Source organism: Pseudomonas sp. HD57-3, from assembly GCF_056113135.1.
This window is the reverse complement of the sequence record NZ_CM148568.1, coordinates 3,704,268-3,716,339: the sequence shown is the minus strand read 5'-3', so window position 1 is coordinate 3,716,339 and position 12,072 is coordinate 3,704,268. Positions and strand designations below refer to the sequence as shown.

Below are 12,072 nucleotides of genomic sequence, written 5' to 3'. Positions count from 1 at the left end.
AGGACTGTGTCGTGTGAAATTCGACTCAAGGCCAAAGCGGCGTAAGGTGCTCAAGGACTGCGTAGCCACATACGGATGTAATCGACTTCGAACGTGGAGGGCAGGTCAGCATCGTCGACCACGCCGAACCATTTCCACATGGCCTCACTGTCAAAGACGATCTGCATGGGGTAGAAAAAGTGGTCGTTCTTCGACTCCCTGACCAGCACGCCATCGACGTACCAGCGCAGGGTATCGGGCTGCCAGTCGAAGCCGTAGACATGAAAGTCGCCAGCCAGCCGCCAGGGGCTGGTCCAGGTGCTACCGTTGGCGATATGTTCGGTGCTCTGTGGCGTGGCCCAGAGGTGGGCGTTCATGTTGTAGGCGCGGTCTGAAGCCGCGTCTTTGGTCTTGCCGCCGATTTCAAAGATATCGATTTCGGTGGCGTTGTCGGCCATCCCTGTCCACGCCAGCCAGAATGCGCTGGAACCCGCAGAGTTCATTGGTTTGGCCCGTGCTTCGTAATAGCCGTAGAAGCCACGTTCGAGGGTACGAACCATCGCCGAGGTGTAATCCTTGAAACCGAGCTGGACGTACTTCGGTGGCAAGGTTTCCTTGCGAAAGACAATCTTCAGATAGCCGTTGCTGACGCTTGCATTGCGCTCGGTGAACAACGCCGGCTTGCGTCCCAGCGACTCGTTGCCGATAGCATTGTTGACGTGCCAGCGTGTGCGGTCGAGGGTGGTGCCATCGAACTCGTCGGACAGTGTCGTGTTGAGCAACCACCGGCCGGCATTGGCCTGATCGGACAACGGCAGATCCGGATGGACGTGGGACGGCAGCGCGTCCAGGGGGCCGACACGTGTCCAGGTATCGGCCTGAACCGGTATGGCCACGGTCCACTTGTCTGCCAGGTACCGAAATACGCGCTGGCGCTCCGCGAGCGAGGCAAGCGGGCGGTCATACACCAGGACTTCGGCGATGTCGCCGCGAAAGTTTTCGGCATTGCCGACGGCATTGCGCCCCACGCCATACGGTCCCAGTGGCACGTCCTGCAGTTCAAGGACAGAAACCGTCGGTTCATAGGCACCGGTTTGCGGCAGGCTGACAGCGAAATTCGGCAGCACGTTATCGTTGCTGGCGGCTTGCGGCCGCGAACTGAACAACCGTTGCCAGGGATCGACCCCGGCCTGCTCTGGCAACCGGCGGGACACGATCAGTACGGTCGCGGACCCTTTGGCCGTGCGCAGTGCCCGGCCCAGTAATCCCGAGTTACCGCTCAAGCGCACCACCGCCTGGCCATTGAGGCTGTTCTCCATCCGTTGTGGCGGCAAAGAAGCGCCATCGACTGTCGCATCATTGGCCTTGCCTGATTTGTCGCTCCAGCGCTGGAGACGGTTCTGCGCATCCAGGCTCATCGTCGACGCGTCGGCGGCGTCCAGCCACAACACGAGCCCGGTACTCGGCACAGCAGGAGGCGCCTGCGCGGCGTTGCTTGCCAGCGAAACCGAAAACAGCGCGGCCAGCAGACATTCCTTGAACATCGGCATCACTTCACCGCAACGGGTGCCGGAATCTTGAATGACGATTGATACCCCTGCGGATTGCACGACTGCCAGCGCCAGCTATCGGTGATCATCTGTTCCAGGCCGCGCTGCGCGCTCCAGCCCAGTTCGCGTCCCGCCTTGGCCGGATCGGCCCAGCACTTGGCGATGTCGCCGAGACGTCGAGGGGCGAAGCGGTAGGGAATGCTGATGCCGGTGATGTCTTCGAAGCTGTGGATGATTTGCAACACGCTGTAGCCAACGCCCGTTCCGAGGTTCCAGAAGTGAATCCCGTTGTTGTGCTGCAGCACTTGCAGTGCCTTGAGGTGACCGATGGCCAGGTCGACCACATGGATATAGTCGCGCACGCAGGTCCCGTCGACGGTGGGATAGTCGCTGCCGTACACCGTGAGTTCGGGTATCCGGCCTATGGCAACCTGGGTCAGGCACGGCAACAGGTTGTTGGGGCGGCCCCGCGGGTCTTCGCCGATCATTCCGCTTTCGTGGGCGCCGATCGGGTTGAAGTAACGCAACAATCCAATGCTCCAGCGCGGATCGGAGTCGCACAGATCCGTCAGCAACTCTTCGATCATCAGCTTGGTGCGGCCATAGGGATTGACCGGTTTGCCGGTGCCGAAATCTTCGGCAATCGGCGTGCGCGTCGGCTCCCCGTACACCGTGGCTGACGAGCTGAACACCAGCCGGAATACGTTATTGCGGGCCATCGCCTGACACAGGCCAAGCGTGCCGGCAACGTTGTTGACGTAGTAATCCAGCGGCTTGCGCACGCTTTCCTCGACGGATTTGAGACTGGCAAAGTGCACCACGGCCTCGATGTCGTGCCGGCTGAAGATATCGTCGAGCAGGACCGGGTCGCGAATATCGCCCTTGATGAAGTCGACGCGGGTCAGGGTCAGTTGCTCAAGGCGCCGGATGCACTCTCGACAGCTGTTGCACAGGTTGTCGAGCACCAGCACTTTGTGGCCGGCGTTAATCAGGGCTAGCACAGTATGCGAGCCGATGTAGCCGGCACCGCCAGTAATCAACGTGGTTTTGCGCATGGTGAGGCCTTCCTGTCTCAGGGCTGAACTCAGCGGGAGGTGAAAACCGATTTGAATTCCTGCGGCCAGTGCGGGTGCAGGGCGCTGTAACCCACGGCATAACTCAGTGCGCCGAGCACGACGCTGCCGATCAAATGCAGGTAACCCTGGAGACCCAGCTGCGGTAGCACCAGCAGCACGGTTGCAGCCATGACCAGGGAAGCGATCACGCTGCGGTAACTGGCTTCGAAAAAGCCGCGCCAGCTGTAGCCGATCGCCGTGTTCAGGCCGCGGATTTGCAACGGCGTGATGACCAGCATGCGCGCCAGCAGAGCGACGGCTGCGGCCATGCCGCCGTACAGGTTGCCGAGGGTGTAGACCAGCGCCAGGGCCAGCGCGGTGGTCAGCACTTCGGCCTTGATCGTGAGGTGGCTGCGGTTGACCGCAACGAGTGCGGTGGTGGCGTACATGGCGCTGTTGCCGATGGCGGCGGTGCAGGCCAGCACTTGCAGCAGCGGGATGGCCTCTGCCCATTTGGCGCCGAAGATCAACAGGATCAGGTCGCTTGCCGTAAGTGCGAGTCCGACGAACAGGGGCGTTAACAGAAAACCGCTGACGGCGGTTGAATCGCCAACGATCCCGATCAATCGTTTGGGCTCTGCGCTGCGCCGGGAGAACGCCGGCAGCGCGTAGCTCAGCAGGCCGTTGTAGATTGCGGTGCGTGGCAGTTCGATGATGCGCATCGCCATGTTGAACATGCCGACCGCGTTCGCGCCGGCGGTGATGCCCAGCACCACGTTGACCCCGCGCTGCAAGGTTTGCGAGCTCAGCGCGTTGATGGCCACCGGTGCGCCGGACTTCAACAACTCGCGCAGGATCGGACCGTCGATGTGAAAGGGGATGCGTCGCGGGTCTGCGCGCATCAACACAATGATCGACACCAGTTCCATGATCAGCGCCTGGGCAATGACCGCCCACGCACCCAGTCCCCAAAGCGCAACGGCAATGCCGCCGACGCCACCCGCCACCTTGCCCAGCAGCGTGCGCGACGCCAGCATCCTGAAGTTGCTGCTGCGGCGCATCTGCGCCACATAGACCCGCGCCATCATGGTGAACAGGATCTTCAGCGAGGCTACCGCCGTCATCCATTGCAGCACCGGATCCGGGGTGTACAGCATGACGGCGCCCGAGATAACGCCGATGCTTGCCAGACTGACGAGCACCGCCGCCCAGTAGGCTGTGCTGATGTGTTTGTCTTCCAGCCGCTCAAGTCGTACCAGCGGGTCTTCCAGCACCGACGAATACACCAGACCGATCAGTTCGACGATGGCAATGATCACCGTGCCCACACCCAGCTCGGCTGGCGACAGCAGCCTGGCGTAAGCGACAAAGGTAATCATCGACAGCAGGATCAGGCCGAATTTCTCGGTGAAGATCCAGGTCAATGTCATCAGGCGATGGTTGGCCATGGCGGATACCGGTTCAATGAGCCGTGGTTGACGCCGTTGTATTGCGCAAGGTTCTGGCGCGGGCATAGAGGTAGCGCAAGGTCGGTTTGCCATTGGCGAAGAACAGCGTTTGCCATGAGCAATCCAGCATTCGCCGATACACACCGATGACCTGGTCATGCTCGCCACGTCGGGAAAACGCCTCGAGAAAATCGGTGTGGTTGCCCAGCACGAAATCGATCCGCTGCTGCCGGGTCAGCTGCGCGCCGTAGCGGGCGAGGTACACCTCGATGAAGCGGATTTTGTTCTGGTAGTACTTTTTCGGATTCGCGGTCATGTTGCCGCCATTGACCGTGCGCTCCAGCAGCACCTCCGGCACCGTGTGGATCTCCCAGTGTTCGGCGATCCGCGTCCACATGAAGCGGTCTTCGGAATAACGCAGGCTGGCGTCGAAGCCGCCCAGTTGCATGATCACGTCACGTTTGACCAGCGCGGTGGAGACGCCATTGACGACGTTGGCATGGATGAAATCGTAGAAGTGCCTGCCGTTCTTCAACCGGTCGTCCAGTTGGCGCCTGCCATCGCTGTAATTGACCTGCGCATAGCAGTCGATCAGCCCCACCGGCCGGCCTTGTCGCGTGAGCTCGTCATACAGTGCCAGCTGTAACTCCAGCTTTCGCGGATGCCATTGGTCATCGGCATCGAGCATCGCCACAAACGTTTCTTCGGAGTGCCGCATCCCATGATTACGGGCGCTGGCCTGGCCTTCGTTGGGTTGCTGTAACAACGTCAAGCGAAACGGCGCGACAAAGTCCCTGACCCGCTGTGGTCCGTCATCGGTGGACCCGTCGTCGATGACGATGACGTGATCGGGCAGTCGGGTTTGCCGGGCCAGGGACGTCAGTGTCTGCTCGATGCTGTCGGCGCCGTTGTACATCGGAATGATGACGCACACTGAATCTGCTGAACGGGGAGCTTGGTTGGGCACGGTAATTCTCCTTGGGTTACGCGCGGGCGGAATCGCGCGGCAGTGCGCTGCCCGACGAGCGCTGACGCAGCGCTGCCGGTGAGGATTCGGGGTAGGTCGCGTGGTGGTGCCGGAAGGTCAGGGCCAGGGTGCAGAACACCAGAAACTCGGCGGAGCGGTAGTTGGGAATCACGTACGCCACATAATTGGTGACGACGAACAGGCCGATGATGACCAGCGCACTGGCACGAAACCGGGCTGCCTGATTCGCCGTCACGGCGCGGTATTGCTTGAACAGTGCTTCACCCAACATCAGCGCCAGCGCCGTCAGCTGGATGAGGCCACCGTTGAGCAGGGTCTCCATGTAGCCGCTGTGGGCGTTGCCGATGTAACCCCAGCGGGTGATGAACGCATCGGCATCAGGGCTGGACCAGAAGGCGCCGAAGCCGTAGCCCTTGAGAAACTGGTTGTCGATAAAGGGCGCGAGCAGTTCCCAGATCAAGGTGCGATCGGTCAGTGACGGGTCGCGACCGGCCATTTCCAGCAGCACCGCAAAGTTGCTGTACAGAAACAGACATACCAACAGGTATAGAAGGGTGCATCCGAGGAACAGCAGCTGTGAGCGATTGATGCCCAGGCGGATCATCGTGAGGAAGTACCAGTAGCTGATCGTGCCGGAAATGATCAGCGCCACGCCTGTGGCTGACTGGGCAAGCAGGATCGCGACCAGCGAAAAGAATGAACAGAAGAGTGCCCAGCGATTGCGCTGCCGGATCATCGGCAGCAGCAGTACGATGGCGATCGCGTTGAGCCGGGCGCCGGCATTCTTTTCGGCGAAAACGCCTTTGAATGCGCCATCGCGAATGCCCCCGGAGAGAAACGCCACGTCGGGCATGACCACAGCGAGCAACAACCCGATCAACGCCGCTATGCCGATGGCGCAACCGAGCATGAAGGTGATTTTTTCAAGGGAGTAGTTATAGGCAAGAAAACCGGCAAAAAACACCACGCCGAGCAGGGCGATGAACCGCTTGAGACTGAGCATCGGGTCGTGGGACCAGCCGATCGACGCAATGACACAGAGCAGGAACACCAGCAGGAAGAAGTTGCTGCGATAAAAGGTCTTGCTGAGGAATACCTTGTTGCGGATGAAAAAGAATAGCGGCACCAGCAGGGTGATGAGGCCGCAGACCTGATTGGCGACGTTGCCTTCGAGGTCTTTATTGATATCGCCAAAACTGGAAGCACCGCCCAGATTGAGGACAAAGGTAATCACCTGAATGTAGAAAAGAATGCCGAACAAGGTGAAACCGTCGCGTAACGTCGAATACCTGATCGTCAATGTGCTCATGATGACGTACTCCCGATCAACGCTCTGAGGTAGGTCTGCACCGCACTGGCGCTCATGAATCGTGCGGCCGCATCGAGGCGTGACTGACGCTGCAGATCGCGCGGTATGGACAGTTGCTCGCCGATGGCCTGCGCCAGGGCGATCGGATCATCGACAGCGACAAGCGGCGCCACCAGACCACCGACGAGGATGTCTTGCGGACCATGAGGGCAGCGAGTCGCCACCACCGGTGTGCCGGTGGATAACGCCTCGACCAGCGCGTTGGGACTGCCCTCGAAACGCGACGACAGTACGAAGCAATCGGCTGCGGCCACTTCTGCCAGGGGATCATCGGCATAGCCCGGCAGATCGAAGCGCTCCGCCACCCCCAGCTGTTTCGCCTGTTCCAGCAGTGCGGCCCTGAGGGCACCTTCGCCAAAAATGATCAGTCGGGCACGGCGATCAGGCAGTGCCGCGAACGCTGTGATCAGCGTGTCGAAACCTTTTTGTGGCGCCAGACGCCCCACGGCGACAATCACCGTGCCGGACTTTTCCAGCAGCCAGCGGTGGCGGGGCAGTCCCGGCGTCTTCTCGCGGAAATCGTTGTCGAGCACCGGATTGTCGGCAATGGTCACGTCCTGCCGCCGGGCGAGGGTGGTATCGACCAGATCCTGGGCGACACCGCGCGATACACAGATCACCGGGTTGGGGATCAGCCGATACAGCAGCGGTGCCACCCGATAAGCCATCCGCACCATGAAGTCGGGGTTCACGTGCCGGTCATGGGAAAAGGCATTGCGCTCGCTGACGTGCAGCCGGGCCAGCGTGCCGGACAGGGCCGCCGCGACGATCGCCACCACGTTGACGTGGGTGAGAGCCGCCAGTTGGGCGTCAAAGCGATTGGCACGCAGAAATCGCGTGAGTGCCGGCACCGCACGGACGCTGCGCGGGCTGTGCAATTCAACCTTTTTCACCCGCGGGTCGAGATGGGCTGCGTGAATGCCTCCGCCGGTGAGCATCAGCAATGTCACGTCATTGCCCGCATCCACCAGCGCCTTGGCGAGGCGCGCCATCATTTTTTCAGCGCCGCCGGCGCTGAGGTCATGGAGGATGATCAGTAACTTTTTCATTGATTCCAGACCTGGTAATACGCCTGCGCCGCGTACTGACTGGTGTACGGGCGCAGGGTGGCAGTGAGCGTCTCTTCGCCGGGGGCGATGGCATGACCTGAGGTCAGGTTGCGCAGCATTCCCTCGGCCAGTGCCTGTACGTCGTTGACGATTACCAGTTGACCGAGTCGGCCGTGGTCCAGCAGTTCTCTGGGCCCGGTCTCGCAATCGCACGCCAGCACCGGCGTGCCCAGCGCCAACGCCTCGATCAGCACGGTCGGCATGCCTTCTTGCAGGGAGCTCAAAATGAACAGCCGGGCGCGCCCGAGCACGGGATAGGGATTGCTGAGGAAGCCGCTGAAGTGCACCCGTTGCGCGATACCCAATTGATTGGCCTGAGTGACCAGTGCTTCGCGCAACGGGCCATCACCGACGATCACCAGATCCGGCAGCGCTGCGCTGCGTAGCGCCAATGCATAGGCGTCCAGCAGCAGATGAAACCCTTTGGGCTCGACCAGACGGCCCAGGCCTAACCAGTAGTTGCGGGGGAAACCGGCGGGTTGCGGTGCCTGGGCGGCTTGGAACAGTTGATCGGTGACGACGGCATTGGGGCAATAACGGATGCGCTGCCGCCCCCAAGGCACAGCATCGGCGAGGGTCTGGCGCAGGGCCGAGGAAACCGTCACCACCTTGCCGCTGCCGCACAGGTACAACGTGTAGAGCAGACGCAAACTTGAAGGACCGGTTTTCTGTTCGCTGCAATCGAGTGTCGCGTGGCGGCTGTAGATGACTTTGCAGGCACTGCCCAGGGTGGCGAACCACGTGCAGAGGTTCGCCTGTTCCTTGGCGGAAATGAGGTGGGTGACGCCTTCACGCTGTATGAGCCGGCGCAACAGTACGATGGACTTGAACAGGCCAGCAATGCCGCTGCCACCACCGCTGAAGCATTGAATGTCCCGGGTGTCGGGCATGTCCGAGTTCATGACGAAAAAACTCACACGCCGGCCGTCCTTGAGAAACTGCTCGGACAACCGTTGCTGAACGCGCTCGACGCCACCGCCGGGCTTGAAATCCTTGAGGATAAACAGGATGTGCATGGTCATTCCCCAACGCTGATGGCGACTTTGTGTCGAACGATCATGTTCAGCAGGTGCAGGAAGTTGGTGGGGTAATCGATGAGGTAGCGCTTGATCGTGTGGGGCTCGCGGTACATGCGATAGAACGCGCGCAAGTGCAGGCGATTGATCAGCGCCGGGTAGTACTGCCGCGTCGCCAGGGCTTCTTGCCGGATGAACCCGCCACAGGTGAAGGCGACCCCGCGAAAGCCTGCGCGCAGGGCATCCAGCTCGAACTGCTCTTGCCGTCCGGCGCCCAGGCCGACGATCAGAATGTCCGCTGCACTGCGACAGATGTCAGCCCGAATGCCTTCGGCCTGGGCGGCGTCGAAATAGCCGTTGTGATAGCCGGCGATGCTCAGTTGCGGATAAAGGGTTTTGATCTTGCTGATGAACAGGTCGAGTTCAGCTTGTCGGGCGCCGACAAAATAGATGCGTTTGCCCTGTTGCTCGGCGCTGCGCAGCACGACGTCGGCTATCGAGGTGAAGTCGAAGCTGACCCGACCAATCGGTCTGCCGGTAATGCGAGACATGAAGGTCGACATCAGCATGCCGTCGCAAAAATAGGCAACGCTGCTCGGGTTTTGCTCGAAAAAACTGCCGATCGAGGCAAAGTTGATGAAGGAATAGGCCTGGTTGGCCTCCAGCAATTTCGCCGAGTAGTGGCCGACTATCTCCAGTTTGAACATGGCGCGGCTCCTCTCAGAGAACTGAAGGGGTCTGCCGACCCACGGAGACGTAGGTGAAACCGCGTTTGCTCAATCGCTGCGGATCGAACAGGTTGCGTCCGTCGAAAATCAACGGCTGTTTGAGCAACTGGCTGAGCCGGTCGAAATCCGGCGCCCGGAACGATTGCCACTCGGTGACGATGATCAGGGCGTCGGCATTTTTCAGCGCCGCCTCCTTGGTGCCTGTCAGGGTCAGGTCATCTCGCGAGCCGTAAAGGCGCTGGGCCTCTTCCATGGCTTTCGGGTCAAACGCCTGCACGCTGGCGCCGGCTTGCCACAAGGCCTCCATCAGTACCCGGCTGGGGGCCTCGCGCATGTCGTCGGTATTGGGTTTGAAACTCAGCCCCCACAGGGCAAACGTCTTGCCGCGAAGGTGACCGTCGAAGTGATCGAATACTTTGCGATAGAGGCTGGCTTTCTGTTCCTGGTTGCGCGCCTCCACGGCCTTGAGCACCCGGGCGTCGATGTCGACACCGTCGGCCGCGTGTATCAGCGCCTTCACGTCCTTGGGAAAACACGAGCCGCCGTAGCCCAGACCTGGGTAGATAAACTGGTAACCGATGCGCGGGTCTGCGCCGATGCCGTGGCGCACCTTTTCGATGTCGGCGCCGAGCTTTTCAGCGAGGCAGGCCATTTCGTTCATGAAGCTGATCTTGGTCGCCAGCATGCAGTTGGCGGCGTATTTCGTCAGCTCGGCGCTGCGAACATCCATGACGATGATTTTTTCGCGGCTGCGATTGAACGGTTCATACAGTTCGCGCATGACCTCCTCGGCACGCGGGCTGTCGGTGCCGATGATGATCCGGTCCGGGCGCATGCAGTCTTCGACCGCACAGCCTTCCTTGAGAAATTCCGGGTTTGAAACCACGTCGAACGTCAGATCGCCGCGACCGTTGTCGGCCAGCACCTGCTCGATACACGCTCGAACTCGGTCCCCCGTACCGACGGGCACGGTGGATTTGTCGACGATGATCTGGTGCCGATCCATGTTCAGCGCGATGGTCTGCGCCACGCTCAGCACGTATTGGAGATCCGCCGAACCGTCTTCGTCGGGCGGTGTGCCGACGGCGATCAACAGCACATCGCCATGGTGAACGGCGTCCACCAGGTCTGTGCCGAACCGCAGCCGGCCGCTTTGATAGTTGTCGCGCACCAGACTCTTGAGGCCGGGCTCGTAGATCGGCAGCGTGCCCTCTTTCAGCGCCTCGACCCTGCCCGCGTCGACGTCGACGCAGAGCACGTTGTGCCCGACCTCGGCCAATGCAGCACCCTGGACAAGGCCTACGTAACCAATACCGAATACGCTTACATTCATGGTCGAACCTCAGGTCGTCGTGACGGTTATCAACGGTCGGGCAGGGGAGCGGCAGAAGGGGGACAGGGGCTCAATAGATGTTTTTCGAGAACAGCGTGAAGGGGGTCTTGATAAGGATTTTGATGTCGAGCCACAGCGACCACTGGTTGATGTAGTTGAGGTCCTGGGCAACGCGCAGCTGCATTTTTTCCACGGTCTCGGTTTCGCCACGATGGCCGGTGATCTGGGCCAGGCCGGTGATCCCCGGCTTGAGGCGATGCCGGGCCATGTAGGCGCGCACCTTGCCGGTGTAATAAATGTTGTGAGTGACGGCATGCGGGCGCGGGCCGACCAGGGCCATCCGGCCGGACAGGACGTTGAACAGCTGAGGCAATTCGTCGATGGAACTGCGGCGCAGAAAGCCCCCGATCGGCGTGAGGCGGTCATCGTTGCGGGTGGCCTGGCGAACCTCCTGGTCGTCGTGGACGTGCATGGAGCGAAACTTCCAGACCTTGATCACTTCACCGTTGCAACCATGACGGTTTTGCTTGAACAGCACCGGGCCTGCGGAGGTGAGCTTGACGGCAACGGCCACCACAAGCAGCAAGGGGCTGAGCAGGGCAATGGCCAGGCCGGCGAGGCTGCGTTCAAACAGATCCTTGCAAAACAGGCTGGCAGGGTGCGAGCTGAGCAGGCTCTCGTTGAGGTAGATGGCCGGCATCCGCTCGATTTCCGAGATCGAATGGTTGAGCAACACCATGCTGCCGAAATCCGGGATCCACACCACGTCGACATTCATGTCCAACAGGTCGATGTAGAGCGCTTCGATGGTCGCGGCATGGGCCATCGGCAGCACAATATAGACGCGACGCACTTCCAGGCCCGTGATGATCTCGCGGATGGCGGAAACGTGGCCTAGCAACGGCAGAATGCTGGGTGCGGGGCCACTGCTGTCGGCAGCGGCGATGAAGCCCAGCACCAGCGCGCGGTTCGGCAGTGACAGTTTTTTCGCCAGTTCATGGGCCGTCGGGCAGGTACCGATGATCACCGAGCGACGCCCGTTGCAGACCCTGCGCGAATACAGGCGGGCCAGGTAATGCAGGGGCAAAAAGCTCAAGGCCTGAACCACGAAGCCCAGCACCGCCCAGACCATGATCACCTGGCGTGAATAAATGGCGCTGGTCTGGGTGAAGAACGCAATCGCCGCCAGAACGGCCAGCAGGATCAACCAACCGGCCAGCAACCTGCCAAGCCCGACCAGCAAGCCATGACGCTTGTGGTAGACCTGCATCACGCTGTAGATCGGCACCGAGCCGAGCACGGTCAGAATGATCAGGATGCGGTATTCACTGGTCAGACTGCCGACGCGCCACTGCACGAGCAGCATCAACAGCGCTGTCACCAGCGACAGTGCGCACAGCCACTGGCCCCAGAAAGTCAGGCCTCGGCGGTGTGTCATGTGAGCGGTATAAAGCGAAGTCATAGGCTTAACCTCAAGACAGCATTCATGCATCAGCG

General features: G+C 60.8%; 10 protein-coding genes. All 10 read right to left on the bottom strand.

Translation table 11 applies throughout. The annotated features are described in order from the left end of the window. Positions 1-50: 50 nt before the first annotated feature. The 10 genes from AC0R79_RS16585 to AC0R79_RS16540 all read right to left on the bottom strand — a co-directional run bounded on the left by AC0R79_RS16585 (position 51) and on the right by AC0R79_RS16540 (position 12,037). On the bottom strand, positions 51-1,529 hold the full coding sequence (locus tag AC0R79_RS16585; RefSeq protein ID WP_474730638.1) for a family 16 glycosylhydrolase: 1,479 nt from the start codon (positions 1,527-1,529) through the stop codon (positions 51-53). After that, positions 1,529-2,584, bottom strand: coding sequence for a UDP-glucose 4-epimerase GalE (gene galE / locus AC0R79_RS16580; protein WP_474730636.1), 1,056 nt, complete (start codon positions 2,582-2,584; stop codon positions 1,529-1,531). The genes AC0R79_RS16585 and galE overlap by 1 nt, the downstream gene beginning before the upstream one ends. A gap of 29 nt (positions 2,585-2,613) precedes the next feature. Next, entirely contained in the window at positions 2,614-4,032 is a 1,419-nt protein-coding gene (locus AC0R79_RS16575) for an oligosaccharide flippase family protein (protein WP_474730634.1), read from the bottom strand. 13 nt (positions 4,033-4,045) lie between these two features. Continuing rightward, positions 4,046-4,999: a glycosyltransferase family 2 protein gene (locus tag AC0R79_RS16570; RefSeq protein WP_474730632.1), complete on the bottom strand. Its 954-nt coding sequence runs from the start codon at positions 4,997-4,999 to the stop codon at positions 4,046-4,048. Positions 5,000-5,015: 16 nt separating this feature from the next. Then, a complete protein-coding gene (locus AC0R79_RS16565; protein WP_474730630.1) occupies positions 5,016-6,329 on the bottom strand; it encodes an O-antigen ligase family protein in 1,314 nt (437 codons plus the stop codon). Beyond that, positions 6,326-7,438: a glycosyltransferase gene (locus tag AC0R79_RS16560; protein WP_474730628.1), complete on the bottom strand. Its 1,113-nt coding sequence runs from the start codon at positions 7,436-7,438 to the stop codon at positions 6,326-6,328. Before AC0R79_RS16560 ends, AC0R79_RS16565 begins: the two co-directional genes overlap by 4 nt. Next, positions 7,435-8,514, bottom strand: coding sequence for a glycosyltransferase (locus AC0R79_RS16555; RefSeq protein ID WP_474730626.1), 1,080 nt, complete (start codon positions 8,512-8,514; stop codon positions 7,435-7,437). Before AC0R79_RS16555 ends, AC0R79_RS16560 begins: the two co-directional genes overlap by 4 nt. Before the next feature lie 2 nt (positions 8,515-8,516). After that, positions 8,517-9,221, bottom strand: a complete 705-nt coding sequence (locus AC0R79_RS16550; RefSeq protein WP_474730624.1) for a WecB/TagA/CpsF family glycosyltransferase — start codon at positions 9,219-9,221, stop codon at positions 8,517-8,519. Positions 9,222-9,234: 13 nt separating this feature from the next. Further along, complete coding sequence (locus AC0R79_RS16545; protein WP_474730622.1) at positions 9,235-10,575, bottom strand: UDP-glucose dehydrogenase family protein; 1,341 nt, start codon at positions 10,573-10,575, stop codon at positions 9,235-9,237. Positions 10,576-10,645: 70 nt separating this feature from the next. Next, positions 10,646-12,037 carry an undecaprenyl-phosphate glucose phosphotransferase gene (locus AC0R79_RS16540; RefSeq protein WP_115077992.1) on the bottom strand — a complete coding sequence of 464 codons (1,392 nt, stop codon included), beginning with the start codon at positions 12,035-12,037 and terminating at the stop codon, positions 10,646-10,648. Positions 12,038-12,072: the final 35 nt, after the last annotated feature.

Bases quoted from the DNA above. Each gene is read 5' to 3' on its own strand.
- AC0R79_RS16565 (WP_474730630.1), bottom strand. From the start codon at position 6,329: ATGAGCACATTGACGATCAGGTATTCGACGTTACGCGACGGTTTCACC.
- galE (WP_474730636.1), bottom strand. From the start codon at position 2,584: ATGCGCAAAACCACGTTGATTACTGGCGGTGCCGGCTACATCGGCTCG.
- AC0R79_RS16555 (WP_474730626.1), bottom strand. From the start codon at position 8,514: ATGCACATCCTGTTTATCCTCAAGGATTTCAAGCCCGGCGGTGGCGTC.
- AC0R79_RS16540 (WP_115077992.1), bottom strand. From the start codon at position 12,037: ATGACTTCGCTTTATACCGCTCACATGACACACCGCCGAGGCCTGACT.
- AC0R79_RS16545 (WP_474730622.1), bottom strand. From the start codon at position 10,575: ATGAATGTAAGCGTATTCGGTATTGGTTACGTAGGCCTTGTCCAGGGT.
- AC0R79_RS16560 (WP_474730628.1), bottom strand. From the start codon at position 7,438: ATGAAAAAGTTACTGATCATCCTCCATGACCTCAGCGCCGGCGGCGCT.
- AC0R79_RS16550 (WP_474730624.1), bottom strand. From the start codon at position 9,221: ATGTTCAAACTGGAGATAGTCGGCCACTACTCGGCGAAATTGCTGGAG.
- AC0R79_RS16575 (WP_474730634.1), bottom strand. From the start codon at position 4,032: ATGGCCAACCATCGCCTGATGACATTGACCTGGATCTTCACCGAGAAA.
- AC0R79_RS16585 (WP_474730638.1), bottom strand. From the start codon at position 1,529: ATGCCGATGTTCAAGGAATGTCTGCTGGCCGCGCTGTTTTCGGTTTCG.